At 61.1% G+C, this 15,444-nt stretch carries 12 protein-coding genes; 7 read left to right on the top strand and 5 right to left on the bottom strand.

Going from position 1 to position 15,444, the window contains the following annotated elements:
* Nucleotides 1-138 precede the first annotated feature (138 nt).
* Genes OQK_RS20955 through OQK_RS20945 form a run of 3 tightly spaced genes read right to left on the bottom strand, consistent with a single transcriptional unit; the run spans nucleotide 139 to nucleotide 4,317 of the window.
* The gene (locus OQK_RS20955; protein ID WP_016774111.1) at nucleotides 139-1,206 is read right to left on the bottom strand and encodes a lipocalin-like domain-containing protein; all 1,068 of its coding nucleotides are present in this window, start codon (nucleotides 1,204-1,206) and stop codon (nucleotides 139-141) included.
* Complete coding sequence (locus OQK_RS20950) at nucleotides 1,196-3,664, bottom strand: FtsX-like permease family protein (protein ID WP_016774110.1); 2,469 nt, start codon at nucleotides 3,662-3,664, stop codon at nucleotides 1,196-1,198. The genes OQK_RS20955 and OQK_RS20950 overlap by 11 nt, the downstream gene beginning before the upstream one ends.
* Nucleotides 3,664-4,317 carry an ABC transporter ATP-binding protein gene (locus OQK_RS20945; RefSeq protein ID WP_016774109.1) on the bottom strand — a complete coding sequence of 218 codons (654 nt, stop codon included), beginning with the start codon at nucleotides 4,315-4,317 and terminating at the stop codon, nucleotides 3,664-3,666. The genes OQK_RS20950 and OQK_RS20945 overlap by 1 nt, the downstream gene beginning before the upstream one ends.
* A 138-nt stretch (nucleotides 4,318-4,455) precedes the next feature.
* Between OQK_RS20945 and OQK_RS20940 the strand changes: the two genes are divergently transcribed.
* The gene (locus OQK_RS20940) at nucleotides 4,456-6,429 is read left to right on the top strand and encodes an alkyl/aryl-sulfatase (protein WP_016774108.1); all 1,974 of its coding nucleotides are present in this window, start codon (nucleotides 4,456-4,458) and stop codon (nucleotides 6,427-6,429) included.
* Nucleotides 6,430-6,766: 337 nt separating this feature from the next.
* Here the strand turns inward: OQK_RS20940 and OQK_RS20935 are convergent, their stop codons facing one another.
* Nucleotides 6,767-7,618, bottom strand: a complete 852-nt coding sequence (locus tag OQK_RS20935; RefSeq protein WP_016774107.1) for an AraC family transcriptional regulator — start codon at nucleotides 7,616-7,618, stop codon at nucleotides 6,767-6,769.
* A 97-nt stretch (nucleotides 7,619-7,715) separates the two neighbouring features.
* On the opposite strand from OQK_RS20935, the gene OQK_RS20930 reads away from it, so the two are divergent.
* Together OQK_RS20930 and OQK_RS20925 are read left to right on the top strand one after the other, a co-directional pair.
* Complete coding sequence (locus tag OQK_RS20930) at nucleotides 7,716-8,660, top strand: LysR family transcriptional regulator (RefSeq protein ID WP_016774106.1); 945 nt, start codon at nucleotides 7,716-7,718, stop codon at nucleotides 8,658-8,660.
* Entirely contained in the window at nucleotides 8,657-9,676 is a 1,020-nt protein-coding gene (locus OQK_RS20925) for an AraC family transcriptional regulator (protein ID WP_016774105.1), read from the top strand. Before OQK_RS20930 ends, OQK_RS20925 begins: the two co-directional genes overlap by 4 nt.
* A gap of 114 nt (nucleotides 9,677-9,790) precedes the next feature.
* On the opposite strand, the gene OQK_RS20920 is transcribed toward OQK_RS20925, so the two are convergent.
* On the bottom strand, nucleotides 9,791-11,488 hold the full coding sequence (locus OQK_RS20920) for a sulfatase-like hydrolase/transferase (RefSeq protein ID WP_016774104.1): 1,698 nt from the start codon (nucleotides 11,486-11,488) through the stop codon (nucleotides 9,791-9,793).
* A gap of 388 nt (nucleotides 11,489-11,876) precedes the next feature.
* Here OQK_RS20920 and OQK_RS20915 point away from each other — a divergent pair, with 388 nt between their 5' ends.
* The 4 genes from OQK_RS20915 to OQK_RS20900 all read left to right on the top strand — a co-directional run.
* A complete protein-coding gene (locus OQK_RS20915; protein ID WP_016774103.1) occupies nucleotides 11,877-13,229 on the top strand; it encodes a UDP-glucose dehydrogenase family protein in 1,353 nt (450 codons plus the stop codon).
* Entirely contained in the window at nucleotides 13,226-14,260 is a 1,035-nt protein-coding gene (locus OQK_RS20910; RefSeq protein ID WP_016774102.1) for an NAD-dependent epimerase, read from the top strand. The genes OQK_RS20915 and OQK_RS20910 overlap by 4 nt, the downstream gene beginning before the upstream one ends.
* Nucleotides 14,261-14,274: 14 nt before the next feature.
* Nucleotides 14,275-15,021: a sugar transferase gene (locus OQK_RS20905; protein WP_016774101.1), complete on the top strand. Its 747-nt coding sequence runs from the start codon at nucleotides 14,275-14,277 to the stop codon at nucleotides 15,019-15,021.
* Nucleotides 15,021-15,444 (top strand): cobyric acid synthase CobQ (locus OQK_RS20900; RefSeq protein ID WP_016774100.1); only part of this gene is annotated, 424 nt, incomplete at its 3' end. The genes OQK_RS20905 and OQK_RS20900, both read left to right, overlap by 1 nt.

Genomic DNA, 15,444 nt, shown 5'->3' with positions numbered 1-15,444 from the left:
GTAAGTCGCCGTAAGGGCGAAACCCTAAGCAGCCGTTACCGCAGCAACGGATATGTACCCGGTCAAGCAGAACAAATCATCGCTCGACAAAAAGCCTTCGCGAGCAAGCTCGCTCCCACAGGGAAACTGCACCTACCGTTAATATCCGGTCATTTCCAGATAACCTTGGCCAGGGTGACTGCCATCAATCTTCACCGGCCCCTCCCAATACGGAATACGCAAATCCATCCAGGCATTGCGATTGAGCGCATCAACGCTGATATCGAGTTGCTTGTCGGGAATGCGGATCGACCATTTCACCGGCATCGGTCGATCAGCCACCTTGGCAGTGTCCTGCGGCACAAGACTGATCTGCTCGCTGTGCAACGTCTGAATTTGCCCGTCAGCGGCGATCCAGGTGCCGGTCAGATAAGGCGCGCCGTCCTTCTGCCGCATGCGATAAAGCATCACGTGTTCGCCGCTGTCCAGATGCAGCGAGAACCAGTCCCAGCCAGTCTGATTGGCGGTGAGTGGCTGACTGCTCCACTCGCGATCGAGCCATGCCGGGCCGCTGACGTTATAGGTCTGGCCGTCGATCTGCAGCGTGCCGCTGGCCTGGAAAAATGGCTGGCTGTAGTAATACGACGCCTGGCCTTCTTCGGATTTCTGGCTGAAACCCTGATCGCCCTGCAGCACCAGCGGTCGGCTGGAGGTAAGGCGCAGTTGATAAGCGAAATTCTTGTCACGAGCACTGAGTTGCATATCGCGCAACGGATCCTGCGCCTGACTGGCAAACATCCAGTCATCGATCCACGCTTCGAACGGCGCCAGGCGCACGCCGGCCTGCCCAACTCCGCCCCGGGCGTAGCGCTCGGCGGCGTGATGCACCGAGGGCGAAGTGACTGCCGCATGGCCCAGCCAGATCGTTTGGTTGCCCCAACCGGCCTGCTCAGCGACTGGTTTCAGGGCGCTACGGAACAGTGTCCATTGCACGCCGAAATCATTGCCCTGCTGATCCTTGAGATTGGCGGTGACGTACCACCACTCGATGCGAAAACCATCATGCGCGCCGTGATCGGCAGGGAAACTGAATACCCGACCGGGCACCACCGGGGTGAACGATTGCGCCTGATCGCCCATGCCGGCAAAGCCCTTCTCCTCGGGTGCAGGCTGATCGCAGCCACCGAGCAGCAGCGCAATCATCAGCACGAGCCATTTAGTCCTCATGGGCAAACGTCCTCAGCAAGTCCGCCGGTTGCGTGCGGTACAGCGAATACAGCGGCCATGCCGAGGCCAACAGAGTCGCCAGCAAGGCCAGGCCCATCAGTTGCAACAACTGCAAAGGAAACACCCGCAACGGCAAGCGCCAGCCGAATGCCTGCACATTGATCACCGCATCCAGGCACCACGCCAAAGCAATGCCCAACGGCAGCGCCAACAGCAACGTCAATACGGCGAGCAGCCAGGTCTGGCCGAGGTTGAGCAGCATCAATTGTTTGCGCGTCACGCCCAGCGCCCACAGCGGTGCGAGTTGACTGAGGCGACTCTGGCTCTGGGTCAACAGACTGATGAACAGCGCCACGCCGGCCACGGCGAGGGTCAGGCTGTTCAACGCCGCCGTCGCGGCAAAGGTGCGTTCGAAGACTTGCACCGACCAGCCCTTGAGCCTCGCCTGATCGACGATGCGGTTGTCATCCAGCGCAAAACGCGCCTGCAAGGCGTTGAGCAGCGCCGGAATCTGTGCTGGATCGATACGCAAATTGAAGCGGTTGGGCGTGAGTTGCGGCCAGCCGCGCAACAGGTGCTCGCTGCTGATCAGCACGTGCCCTTTCGGATTGCCGTAGTCGGCGTAGATGCCGACAATGCGCGGCGACCACGTGCCGTTTGGCGTGGGAATGTTCAGATGCTCGCCCGGCCGCAACTTCAGGCGTCGTGCCAGTTGTTCGCTGAGCATCACCGCGTCATCCGTGGCCAGTTTGCCCCACGGATCGCTGCCACTGCTGTCGAGCAGCGGCCAGTGCTGGCGATAGTAGGAGTGGTCGATGATGCCGTAGACATCGGCCGGCCAGCCTTGCAGCGTCACCGAAACCTGCCAGTTGGGCAGTACAGCGGTCACGTTGGGCTGCTGCTTGAGCCAACTGTGCATCTCGCGGGCCTGCGCCGGGTTGGCCGGATTGATGTACAGCTCGGCGCTCAGGCGTTGTTCGAGCCAGTCGTTGAAGGTCTGCCGAAAACCGGCGGTCATGCTGCCGGCGCCGATATTGGCGGCGAGCGCCAACAGCAGCGCCATCAGCGCCAGACTCAGGGCTGGCAGTTGCTGGCGGCAGTCGGCGAGAAACCACTGGCCGAGCACCGAACGACTGCGCCCGAGCAACGGGTTCAACAACGCGCTGAGCAACACCGGCAAGGCCAGCGCGGCACCGAGCAACAGCCCGGCCATCAGCACGAAACCGCTGCTCAGGCTGTCGCCCCAGATCAGCGCCACCAGCGCAATCGCCAGCAGTGCCGTCGCCAGCCAACCCTGCCGGCGCAACCAGCGCGAATACTGTTGATGCCACGCCTGCGGATCGGCCACCGCCAGCAACGGCAGGCGCGCCGCCCGCAACAGACTGTTGGCACCGGCCAGCAACGCGCCGAGCAGACTCAGACCGATGCCGCTGAACCACCACCAGGGGCTCAAACGCAACTGCCCCGCCACTTCCGCGCCATACAGACCGCGCAGGCTGGCGGCGACGTCCGGCAGCAGCACGCTGGCCAGCCAATAGCCGCTGATCACACCGAACAATCCACCGATCAGCGCCAGCACACCCAGTTCAACCACCAGACATGCGATCAGCATTCGTGCACTGACGCCACAGGCACGCAACGTGCGCAGCAAGCCTCGACGCTGTTCCAGAGCGAGGCCGATGGCAGCGTGGACGATGAACAGGCCGACCAGAAACGACAAAAATCCAAGGGCATCGAGATTGAGGTGAAAGCTCTCGGTCAGCCGCGCGAGATTGTTTTCTTCGCCGCTGCTCTTGAGCTGCAAGCGATCGGTGAAACTCGCTGGTAATTCTTGATGAAAGTCCTTGGGCAGCAGCAGTCGCGACAATTGCTCGGGTTGGTCGAGCAGTCTTTGCGCTGCGCCGATGTCGACCAGTAACAGGCCCGGCGCCATGTCCTTCTGCGCGAGCAGCGGCGGCAGGGTCTGGCCGTTCACGGTTTGCGCTGTATCGCCTTCGCGCAAGCCGAGCATTTGCATCGTGTCCGGGGAAATCCAGGCGCTGCCCGGCGGGCTGAAAAATTCGACGATGCGCTCGATCGGCATCGCCTGCCCGGCTACTGCGGAATCCGACGGCAGCGACACCGGCTCGATGCCCATCACTTGAATCCGCTGGTCTTCGTGGCCCTTGAGCGTCAGCCGGCCCTGCAACACCGGCGACACCGGCCAGCCCTGACGGCGCAGCTCGATAAACCAGCGCTGGGGAAACAGTGCCCCATTCGGCGTGCTGAGGCTGGCTTGCGGTTCGCCGCCGATCATCTGGCTGGCCCGCGCGTAGCTGTCGCGCGCCTGACTGTTCAGCGCCTCGACGCCGGTGAGCAGACTGGTGGCCAGCCACAGCCCGGTCAGCACACTGAAAAACTGCACAGGATGACGCCGCCAGTGGCTGAGCAGCGCGCGCAGGGTTTGCCGCCAAATCATCAGGCGACCCGTCCGTTCGACAACACCACGCGCTGAGCCAGACGTGCCGCAACGCGCTGACTGTGAGTGACCATCAACAAAGTCGTCGGCGTGTCATCGAGCAATTCCAGCAACAGCCGCAGCACTTCATCGCTGGTCGCTTCATCGAGGCTGCCGGTGGGTTCATCGGCCAAGAGCAATTTCGGCTGCGAAGCCAATGCGCGGCCCAATGCGACTCGTTGCTGCTGGCCGCCAGAGAGTTGCTCGGGATACCGCGAGAGCAGATCGCCCAGACCCAGACGCTGCACCAGATGCGCTTGCCAGCGCGGCTCATGGCGCCCGGCGAGGCGCGCCTGAAAGGCAAGGTTGTCTTCCACGCGCAGGCTGCCGATCAGGTTGAACTGCTGAAACACCAGACCGATTTCCGTGCGCCGCCAGTTCGCCAGTTGCGCTTCGCTCATGGCTTCCAGGCGATGTTCGCCGCTGCGAATACTGCCGCTGTCGACCTTGTCCAGCCCCGCCACCAGATGCAGCAGCGTGCTTTTGCCACTGCCCGATTCGCCCATCAGTGCCAGGCTGCCACCGGCCTCCAGCGTCAGGTCGACGCCTTGCAGCACCGGCAACAATCCCTGTGGCGTGGCATAGCTTTTGAAAACGTCGCGAACCTCAAGCATGGGCAAACCCGATCAGTGAACCTGGGCCTAGGATAGCGGCCCTGAATGGTTTTTGTCCGCTGATGATCATCGCCAACGCCGGCACGCGCCCTACGCTGCTGGCTGTTCGGCCATAACGATAATAAACCGGAGACACCCATGCCCCGTTTCATCCTGAGCCCGCGCGGCCTGCTGACCTGCCTGATCACCGCTTGCCTGAGCCAGCCGTTGCTCGCTGCTGACGGTCCGGTGGCGCCGAGCATGCAAACCGCCGCAAGCAACGCTGCCGTGCTGCAAACCCTGCCTTTCAGCGACCGCACCGATTTCGAATCCGTCAGCAAAGGCTTGATCGCACCGTTCAAGGGCCAGATCAAGGATGCCGCCGGCAAAGTCATCTGGAACGTCAATGCCTATGATTTCCTCGCCAAAGACAAGGCGCCGGAATCGGTCAATCCGAGCCTGTGGCGACTGGCACAGCTCAATGCCCACGCCGGTCTGTTCGAGGTGAGCCGCAAGCTGTATCAGGTGCGCGGTCTCGACCTGGCCAACATGACCATCATCGAAGGTGACGACGGGCTGATCATCATCGATCCGCTGACCATGGCCGAAACCGCCAGGACTGCGCTGGACCTGTACTACGCCAATCGCCCGCGCAAACCGGTCGTCGCGGTGATCTACAGCCACACCCATGTCGATCATTTCGGCGGCGTGCGCGGGGTGATCGACGAGGCCGATGTCAAGTCCGGCAAGGTCAAGGTCTACGCGCCGGTCGGCTTCATGGAACACGTGATGAGCGAGAACGTCATGGCCGGCAACGCCATGAGCCGCCGCGCGCAGTACCAGTTCGGCAGCCTGTTGCCGCGCAGTGAAAACGGCCAGGTCGACGCTGGCCTCGGCAAGAGCGCGCCCAGCGGTGGCACGGTCACACTGATCGCGCCTACCGATCTGATTGCCGAGCCGTTGGAAACCCGCACCATCGCTGGCCTGCAAGTCGAATTCCAGCTGACCCCGGGCACCGAAGCGCCAGCGGAAATGAACCTTTATCTACCGCAGCTGAAAGCCTTGTGCATGGCCGAAAACGCCACGCAGATGATGCACAACATCCTCACCCCGCGCGGTGCGCAGGTGCGTGATGCCAAAGCCTGGTCGCAATACCTCGACGACAGCCTCATGCGCTACGGTGACAAGGCCGACGTGCTGTTCGCTCAGCACAACTGGCCGACCTGGGGTGGCGAGCGGATTCGTACTCTGCTCGCCGATCAGCGTGACATGTACGCGTTCATCAACGACCGCACCCTGCACTTGCTCAACCAGGGCCTGACGCCGCTGGAAATTGCCGAAGCAATCAAGAAGCTGCCCGGCTCGCTCGATCAGAAGTGGTACACCCGTGGTTATTACGGCTCGCTGAGTTTCAATACGCGCGCGGTGTATCAGCGCTACATGGGTTTCTACGACGGCAACCCGGCCAACCTCAATCCGCTGCCTCCGGTGGATGCGGCTAAACGCTCGGTCGAGGCCATGGGCGGTGCCGCGTCGGTGCTGGAGAAAATGGGCGGTGCGATGGCCAGCGCTGACTACCGATGGGCCGCGCAGTTGGGCAACCAGTTGCTGTTCGCCGATCCGGACAACGCGGATGCCCGCAACGCTCAAGCCGAGACGCTGGAGCAGTTGGGTTATCAAAGCGAGAACGCCACCTGGCGCAACATGTACCTGACCGGTGCGATGGAGCTGCGCAACGGCGTGCCGCCGCAGTCAGCCAATACCGTATCGGTGGATATGGTCCGGGCGATGAGTCCGGAAATGTTCTTCGACTACCTCGCGGTACGCCTGGACAGCGACAAAGCCGTGGCCCATGACCTGACGCTGAACTGGACGTTCGACGATGTGCAAAAGGATTTCACCCTGACCTTGCGCAACGGCGTGCTGACTCACCGCGCCGGTCTGAATCCGGCGGCGGATGCGAGCGTCAGCCTGAGCCGCGATACGCTGGAGAAGATCAGCCTGAAACAATTGGACTTCCCGACGGCGATGCAAAAAGGACTGGTGAAGTTGCAGGGCAATGGTCAGAAATTCGGATTATTGATGGGCAGCCTGGAGACGTTCGGGCCGCAGTTCAATATCGTCACGCCTTAAGTCAAAAGCCCCTCACCCTAGCCCTCTCCCGGAGGGAGAGGGGACCGACCGAGTTGCATGTACGAGATACGCCGACGTGGGATAACGAGTTGAATGCAATTTTGAATAACACGCACATCAGCTCCCATGATTCATAAGCCCCCTTCCCGGAGGGAGAGGGGACTGACCGTGTTGGATGTACGAGATACGCCGACGTGGGATACCGAGTTGAACTCAGATTCCGACCGCCATGAAGATCGGCTCCCTTTCCCCCTCGCCCCCTTGGGGGAGAGGGCTGGGGTGAGGGGGTAAATCTTGCTGGCACCCTCGATAACGATCAATCACCTCAATCCTGCTTTCAACAAACCTGCCCCGGATTCAACCGAAACTGCTTCGGCGTAATCCCGAACTGTTTGCGAAACGCGCGGATAAAGTTGCTCGGCTGGCGATAACCCAGCCGCTCAGCTATCCGTTCGATCGGTTGATCACCCGCCGTCAGCCAGTGCCGCGCCATCGATAGATTGTCCTCACGCGCAGGTGCGCGAGTTTCAGCGTGCCAGTGACGCAGCATGCTCTGGTGCAGAAACGGGTTGGCGCCAAGCAAGACCTGATCGAGGCTATATCGCGGCAAGGTCAGGCACAGATGTTCGCCCTGCTCCACCGCGATACCCACTCCACGCAGCCAGCCACCGGCCATTTGCGCCGGGCGCAGGCTGACACTCACAAACAAATCTCCAGGCGCCCCGCCGAGTCGACGGGCAATGTTGCGCACCAGCGTTATCACTGCCGCATCCAGAGCGAAATGATGCAACTGCCCCTGCTGCGAACGCAGGCGCAAATGAGCAAAATCGCCCGCCTCGACCAATTCCACCGCAACGTAATCGATCACCCTTGGCAAGCAGTCGATGAAGCACTTCAGACTGGCCCGCAAGGTCGCGGACGAGTCGAGCAGAATATTCAGTCCTTGCAGGCAATCGGTCGCCATCCCGTCGGCCAGTTCACAGCCAAACGTCGGCGCTACCCCTGACCGTTCACACTCACGCCACAACTGTTCAACCGCTTGTGCGGCGATCAATTGATGCTGCCCGGCGAGCACTGACGGGCAGATCCCGACGCGCGCCATCAAGCGTTGCGGGCACAGTCCGGACTGGCGAGCATGCGCGAGAATCGTGCGGGTAAAGGCGCTGGAGGCGAACAGAGACCGAGACATGAAGGCGTGCCATCGAAGAACAGGCGTGTACTTATGCCAGCGGACGTGCTATCGATCCAATGCATTAAAAGTATCCGCAAAATGCAGGAGACGCATGATGGATCTTCGCCAGCTTCGCCACTTGGTCGCCCTCGCTGATTACCGCAACTTCGGGCGCGCCGCCGAGGCGATCAACCTCAGTCAACCGGCGTTCAGCCGCAGCATCCAGACTCTGGAGCGTGACCTTGACTGCGAGCTGGTTGAGCGCAGCAGCCGCGAATTTCGCCTGACCGGGCAAGGCGAGCTGGTGCTGCAACATGCGCGGCGCCTGCTCGCTGGCAGCCAGGCGCTGCACAACGAATTGACGCAATACAACGGCCTCACCGGCGGCGAACTGCAATTCGGTTGCGGTCCGTATCCGGCGCAGGTGCTGGTGCCGGAAGCGCTGGCCGACTTCATTGATGCGCATCCGGCGATTCGCACGCGGTTTCATCAGGGCGACTGGCAGCAGCTGACGCTGTGGTTGCGCGAGCAGCAGATCGAGTTTTTCGTCGCCGATGCGCGGCACTTTGTCAGCGATCCGCAGTATCAGGTGCACCTGCTGCGCACGCGGCCGGGACGGTTTTTCTGTCGCGCCGGCCATCCGCTCCTCGCGCAACGAGACCTGCGATTGCGCGCCCTGCTCGATTACCCGATCGTCGGCACGCGCATTCCACCGATGATCCGCAAGGTGCTCGCCGATATCCTTGGTGAGCAGGACTTCAACCCGAGCGTCGAGTGCGCACAATTTGACGCGATCCAGCGCGTAGTGCTGCGCTCCGACGCGGTGGGGCTGGCCACGCTTGAGGCCTTGCGTGAACAACTTGATCGCGGCCTGATCGAGCTGCTCGACTTTGTCGACGTCCCCCATGACGAGCCGGCGCTGCAACTGGGTTATGGCATCGTCAGCCGCGCCGGTTTTACCCGGACGCCAGCAGCGCGGGCAATGATTGAGGCGATCCTCAGCGTCGATCAGCGGTTGCTGGCGGCTAACGGAGCGACGGGAGACGCGCGCGCAACATGAGCAAAACCCATCCGCAATCCGTTAACGCTTTTTACGCGCCGACCTTGCTTCCGGCCATTGAAGAATTGCTCGCGCGCGGCATTAGCCAAGGCGCAATCGAAGCACAACTGCGCCGCAGCCTGTTCGATCTGCGCACGCCGTTCACACGCATGCCGCTGCTGATGTCGCGGCGCTTCTGGGCGTTTGCCGTGGAACAGAGCGGCGATCCACTGATCGGTCTGGCGGCGGGTGAACGCTTCGTTTCGACGGCCACCAATGGACTGACCTATCTGTTCGATGTCGCCGTGTCGCTGGAACGTGCCTGTGAGTTTTTCGCCGAGTACTTTGCGTTTTTCAACGGACATTTCCGTGTGCAAATCCTGCGTGAAGATGGCGGCGTAACACTGCGCTTGGTCGAAGCCGGCAGTCTTGGTGCTCCGGCGGCGCTGACCGATTACATCCTCGTCAGCCTTTGCAGTCTGGTGCGGCGCAAGTTGCTCGCCAGCGGCGTGAATCGTGATCCGGTGCTGGGTGTGGCGCTGGTGTCGGCCAGCCGCGAGGAATATGTATCGGCGTTGCGAACCCCGGTGAGCGCAGAGCAGTCATGGGCGGCGATTTATCTGGATCCTCAGCTGTTCGTGATGCCGTTGACACCGGGCAATCCGGCATTGGAAACAACGCTTGTCGATCTGCTGGAACAAACCCGATGTTTCAGTGAATCGACCTTGCTCGGACAGCTGAGCGATTATCTGATCGAAGATCTGGCTTCAGCGGATTGGCAGCAGTTCTGTGCTACACAGCATGTGCTTGAGCGCACGGCGGCAAGGCGTTTGAAGGCGTTGGGCTGGACTTTCAGCGAACTGCTTGATGAGCATCGCCGCTATCGGGCCGAGGACTTGTTGCAGTCCGGGGCGCTGGAGCTGGTCGAAGTGGCGGATCGCTTGGGTTACAGCGATGTGCAGGGATTCAACCGGGCTTTCGCGCGCTGGCTGGGGTGCGCGCCTGGGGAGTATCGGGCGCGGTTCAACAAGGGCTGAGACTGTCGCAGCCTGTCCCGACTTGTTCGCGAGCAGCCTCGCTCCCACCCTGGAATGCAATCCCCTGTGGGAGCGAGCCTGCTCGCGAAGAGGCCCGCCCGAGCAATCCAGAACTCACTGCCCCGAAGCCACACTCGCCGGCGCCCGCTCCGGCGTCACGATGCTGCCCAGATCGATATGCTTCCACTCAGGCTTGGCGCCCAAACGCGCATTGAAGCGGTAGTTGAAGGTGAACTCATCCGCCGTCTGCACGCTCAGCGGTTTGCCATACACCGCTTCGATTGCGCCCAAGTCGTAGCCCATCACCTGCAACAGTGTCGGGAAGATGTTGTAGTGGCTGGAGCGGTCCTTGTTTGCCGGCAGATTCGCCGCCCAGTCCGGCGTCCTGAGGCCACTACCCTGAATCACCACGAGCGGCACCAGCCCCTCCTCTTCCACCGGGTCGCCGCCGCAATGGGTATTCAAGCCCGGGTTGCCGCGCTCATGCAGATCCTGGCCATGATCGGAGGTGTAGATCAGCAGCGCATTGTCCAGATTGGCCTGGGCAAACACCCGGGCGAAGAACTCGCCGACGTTCCACAACAGCGTGTTCTTGTAGGCGTTGCGATACAGCACCCAGTCATCCGGATGGCCGTTGAAACCGGTGCGTTCGCCAGTGTCGGCGACTTCGGTGAACTGTCCGCGGGGCAGCGTTGGCCGGTAGGCCATGAACGCGTCCGGGTACTTGTCATGCACCGGAAAATGCGCGCCGACCTTGTTGATCACGATCAGCTCGGGGCGATTGTCGTTGAGCAGTTCGATCAGCTTCGCCGCTGCCGCCATGTCGCGGTCGCGCACGCTGGTCTGGTCGAATTGCACGAAACTGTCGATGTCATTTTTCTCGGCGGCGGTCATCAGGTTCTGCAGGTTGCCGGCGGTGCGCTGGGCGTCGATGTAGACCGTGCCGAGCCCGGCCTTTTTCGCGTACTGCCAGATCGACGGCAACGTGCTGTTGATGCGTCTGTAGTCGGCGCGGGTGCCGCCGTAGCGCAAGGTGACGTTGGTGTCGGCGCTGCAGTTGGCAATGGACGCGGCATAACCAAAGTTGAAGACATCGACCCCGGCCGGCGCTTGCTTGAGGTTGCTGTGCACGCCGAACGGCGCGTTGATGTCGAGGTAATTGCCGGAAATGCTTTCGTCGATGATCAGCACAATGTCATGGCCGACGGCGGGCGTGGCGCGCGCAAGCGTCACCGATTCACGCGGGCCGACGGTGTCATGCAACGCTTCATAGGCAAACAGGTTCAGGTAGGCCAGCGGCGTGTACATGATCGGCAACCCACGTGCGCCCTCACCCGCTCGTAGAAACAACAATCCGCTGAGCATCAGTACGCCGACGAGGGGCGCTGCGACCCGCAACGTGTTGGGTATGAACAGCGCATGACGCGGCTTGAGTCCGATGCCGAATAACAGCAGCAAGCCACTGAGCACCGCGCGCAAAATCGCATCGCGATACTGATACGCGGCTTCCTGAATGAAGCCGCCGGAGTACACCAGCGAAACGAAATCGCTGTACCTCAGGTAATCCGCGGTGACACGGGTGTAAACATCAAAAAAAACCGCTGCGGCAAACATCGTTAATGCGAATGCATGTCGAACGAGAGCCTGACGTATATAGGCAGTTAGATATAAAGCAAAAGTAAGCGCCAAAAACATCGCGCCAAAAACAAGTACATTCAAACCCCACCCGATAGCATTTAACCGATCCAGGTAATAGTCGGAAAAGAGCAATAGATAGGCAACTAAAAGCAGTTCCTTGGCGTATTTGAACATGGCGATACCGGCCGTCCGAAATGGGAGGTTGTCAAAGCTTTGTCGGTCAGAACCTGACACTAGCACCCGGCCATCAAAGCGCAAGAAATGACTGATAGCCGGATAAAGCGTCAAAAAAACGGTGACTCAAATCTGACACACCTGTAGCGATTAAAGCCTTTGATTTCGGGGACTTAGACCGTCTGTCGGTTAAATAGAATCTGAACAAATCTGCAAGAAAACAACAAATTCAATCGCAGCAATGACTTGATGGCCAATCGCCAAAAACGCCTCAAGTGTTATACCCGTGCAACATGTCATTTTGCTGACACGCTTTCCAAACCCTGCGCTATACCCCTTTAACAATCTCATCCGTAATTAACTTTTCTGGTTTTATTGAGGTGCGCAGATGGACGTGAGCGTATTTGGCACTGGCTATGTCGGACTTATACAAGCCGCTGCACTTGCCGATGTCGGCCATCGGGTTTTATGCATTGATATTGATCCGAACAAGATCAAACAACTGCAACAAGCGGTGCCGCCCATCAGTGAACCAGGCCTGTCCGCAACACTTGAAGAAAACATCAAGGCCGGGCGCTTGTTGTTCAGCACTCAGGCCAGTGATGCGGTGACTCACGCCGAGCTGATTTTCATCGCCGTCGGCACCCCGGCGGACGAAGACGGCTCTGCCGACCTCAGCCATGTGCTCAACGTCGCCCGGCAAATTGCCGGCCTGATGGAGGCCGATCGCACGCTGATCATCAAATCCACGGTGCCGGTCGGGACTGCCGATCAAGTCCTGGCCACGGCCACCAGCGAATTGCTGTTGCGCGGCAAAACCGAGCTGCAGGTGCGCGTGGTATCCAACCCGGAATTTCTCAAGGAAGGCAGCGCCCTCGCCGACTGCATGCGCCCGGACCGGATCATCATCGGCACCCGCGATGACGCTGCCCGCGAGCAGATGAGCGAGCTGTACGCGCCGTTCTGTCGCAACCACGAAAAACTGATGTTCATGGACAACCGCAGCGCCGAGCTGACCAAGTACGCGGCCAACGCGATGCTCGCCACCCGCATCAGTTTCATGAACGAACTGGCCAACCTCACCGAACTGCTCGGCGCCGACATCGAAGCGGTGCGCAAAGGCATCGGCTCCGACCCGCGCATCGGCTACCACTTCATCTATCCGGGCTGCGGCTTCGGTGGTTCGTGCTTTCCCAAGGATCTGCGTGCCCTGCTGCACACCGCCGAACACAACGGCATGCCGTTGAAACTGCTGCGCAGCGTCACCGACGTCAACGACAGCCAGCGGCACATCCTGTTCAGCAAATTGCGCGCGCAGTTTCCCCAGGGCCTGGCCGGCAAATCCATTGCGGTCTGGGGCCTGGCGTTCAAACCGAACACCGACGACATGCGCGAAGCCCCGAGCCGTTATCTGATGGATGCATTGTGGGCCGAAGGCGCCAGCGTGCAGGCCTACGATCCGGAAGCCATGTCCGAGTGCCGGCGCATCTACGGCTACCGCAACGACCTGCACCTGTGCGCGACCCGCGACGATACCCTCGAAGACGCCGATGCGCTGGTGATCTGCACCGAGTGGAAAAACTTCCGCGTAGTCGATTTCGAGCTGCTCGCCGAGAAGCTGCGTTCGAAGGTGATCATCGATGGGCGCAACCTGTACAACCCGGAACAGGTTGCCGCCGCCGGCCTGCATTACAGCGGCATCGGTCTGCGCCACATCGCCCCTGAAGGGCTGCGGCCATGAAGATTCTGGTGACCGGTGCCGCCGGTTTCATTGGTGCCCATTGCGTCCTGCGCTTGCTGCGCGACGGGCATTCGGTGGTCGGCCTGGACAATTTCAATCACTACTACGACCCGCAGCTCAAGCACGATCGCGTGCAGTGGGTGCGCGAGCAGGTCGGCGATTTTCCGCTGGCCACGGTGGATCTGGCCCACGCTTCAGCGATCGACGCGCTGTTTGCCCGCGAGCTGCCACAAGTGGTGATCCATCTGGCTGCGCAGGCCGGGGTGCGTTATTCGCTGGACAATCCACGGGCGTATCTGGACAGCAATCTCAACGGTTTCCTGAACGTTCTCGAGAGCTGCCGGCACCACCCGGTCGAGCACTTGATCTATGCCTCGTCGAGTTCGGTGTACGGCGCCAATCAGCACACGCCTTACTCGGTCAAGGATGGCGTCAACCATCCGCTGTCGCTGTACGCCGCGACCAAGAAAGCCAATGAACTGATGGCGCACAGCTACAGCCATCTGTTCGGCATCCCCTGCACCGGCCTGCGCTTTTTTACCGTGTACGGGCCCTGGGGGCGGCCGGACATGTCGCCGATCCAGTTCGCCCGGGCGATCAGCGAAGGCGAGCCGCTGAAGCTGTTCAATTACGGCGAGCATCAGCGCGATTTCACCTACATCGACGACATCATCGAAAGCATCGCTCGCCTCATCGATCAGCCACCGCAAGCCAATCCGCAGTGGGATCGCGAGCAGCCCGACCCGGCCAGCAGCATGGCGCCGTGGCGCCTGTTCAATATCGGCGGGCAGCAGCCGGTCGCGCTGAAAACCTACCTCGCGCTGATGGAAAAACATCTCGATCAGCAAGCCATTGTCGAGCTGCTGCCGTTGCAACCGGGCGACGTGCTCAACACCTGCGCCGAGGCCAGCGATCTGGCCCAGGCCACCGGATTCCAGCCCCGGATAGAACTGGATGAAGGACTGGGCCGCTTCATCGCCTGGTTCCGCGACTACTACCCCACTGCCCGTGCGCCGCTTGCGGCTGATTGAATGCGGAGGACGCCATGACTGGACATGAAAGAAGTGTGTCGATTGCACAGATGCGCCCTGACAAGCGCGTCGACCCGGAACATCGCATGCGCCTGGACGCAGCGATCCACCGTCAGGGTCGCGGCTGGCTCAGCGGCCGCGATGGCGGCCGCCCATGGCAGCTGTCGCGGACCAATCGGGTGGTCGCCTGCCTCGGCGCGCTGACGATTCTCGTGCTGATCTCGCCGGTGCTGCTGGGTCTGGCCCTGGCCATCAAGCTCACCAGCCCGGGGCCGGTGCTGTTCGTGCAGAAACGCACCGGTTATCGCGGGCGCAAGTTCGGCATGTTCAAGTTCCGCACCATGGTCAGCAACGCCGAAGAACTCAAAGAGTCGCTGCGCCACCTGAACAAGCACGGGGCAGACGCCATCGACTTCAAGATCGACAAGGACCCGCGCGTCACCGGCATCGGCAGTTTTCTGCGGCGCACCAGCCTCGATGAGCTGCCCAACCTGATCAACGTGGTGACCGGCGACATGCGCCTGGTCGGCCCTCGCCCGACCTCGTTCAATGCTTACCGCTACAAGGACAATCACCTCGCGCGTCTGGCGATCTACCCCGGCATGACCGGTCTGTGGCAGATCTCCGGACGCAGCAACATCGACTTCGACCAGCGCGTTGAGTTGGACCTCAGCTACATCGCCGAGCAGAGCCTTCTGCTTGATCTGAAGATTCTGTTGAAAACCCCCTTCAAAGTATTCAGCGGCCACGGAGCAAGCTAATGGACGGTTCAACCAATAAAAGCCTGAGCATCGCCAGCCCCAGCGAATCGAATCTGACTTCGACCGTGCTGGATCTCGATCTGCGCATTCTGTTCCTGACCGCCGCCAACCCCGGCGCCGGCACCACCACCAGCGCGCTGGCGCTGGCCAGTCAACTGGCGCAGATGAGCAGCGGCCAGGTGTTGCTGGTCGATGCCAGCCAGTCGGCGAACAACCTCACCCAGCAGATGAACCTCGGCAAGGAGCGCGGCCTGCGCGACCTGCTGTTCAACCCGGGCAACCCGCCGCTGTTGCAGGACTGCGTGGTGCAGGTCTCGAGCCTGCCCTTCCATGTGCTGCCCAACGGCCGGCCGATCCGCACGCTGGAACACCTGACCGCCGAGCGCCTGAGCCCGTTGCTCGACCAGTTGGGCAGCCAGTACC

This window comes from Pseudomonas sp. R62 (assembly GCF_000257605.1).
Taxonomy (GTDB): Bacteria; Pseudomonadota; Gammaproteobacteria; order Pseudomonadales; family Pseudomonadaceae; genus Aquipseudomonas; species Aquipseudomonas atacamensis.
The sequence above is the reverse complement of the archived record's forward strand: the minus strand, read 5'-3'. Positions and strand labels throughout refer to the sequence as shown.

Coding starts and splice junctions, on each gene's coding strand:
- OQK_RS20930 (WP_016774106.1), top strand. CDS start 7,716: ATGGATCTTCGCCAGCTTCGCCACTTGGTCGCCCTCGCTGATTACCGC.
- OQK_RS20915 (WP_016774103.1), top strand. CDS start 11,877: ATGGACGTGAGCGTATTTGGCACTGGCTATGTCGGACTTATACAAGCC.
- OQK_RS20945 (WP_016774109.1), bottom strand. CDS start 4,317: ATGCTTGAGGTTCGCGACGTTTTCAAAAGCTATGCCACGCCACAGGGA.
- OQK_RS20950 (WP_016774110.1), bottom strand. CDS start 3,664: ATGATTTGGCGGCAAACCCTGCGCGCGCTGCTCAGCCACTGGCGGCGT.
- OQK_RS20925 (WP_016774105.1), top strand. CDS start 8,657: ATGAGCAAAACCCATCCGCAATCCGTTAACGCTTTTTACGCGCCGACC.
- OQK_RS20905 (WP_016774101.1), top strand. CDS start 14,275: ATGACTGGACATGAAAGAAGTGTGTCGATTGCACAGATGCGCCCTGAC.
- OQK_RS20955 (WP_016774111.1), bottom strand. CDS start 1,206: ATGAGGACTAAATGGCTCGTGCTGATGATTGCGCTGCTGCTCGGTGGC.
- OQK_RS20935 (WP_016774107.1), bottom strand. CDS start 7,618: ATGTCTCGGTCTCTGTTCGCCTCCAGCGCCTTTACCCGCACGATTCTC.
- OQK_RS20910 (WP_016774102.1), top strand. CDS start 13,226: ATGAAGATTCTGGTGACCGGTGCCGCCGGTTTCATTGGTGCCCATTGC.
- OQK_RS20920 (WP_016774104.1), bottom strand. CDS start 11,488: ATGTTCAAATACGCCAAGGAACTGCTTTTAGTTGCCTATCTATTGCTC.
- OQK_RS20940 (WP_016774108.1), top strand. CDS start 4,456: ATGCCCCGTTTCATCCTGAGCCCGCGCGGCCTGCTGACCTGCCTGATC.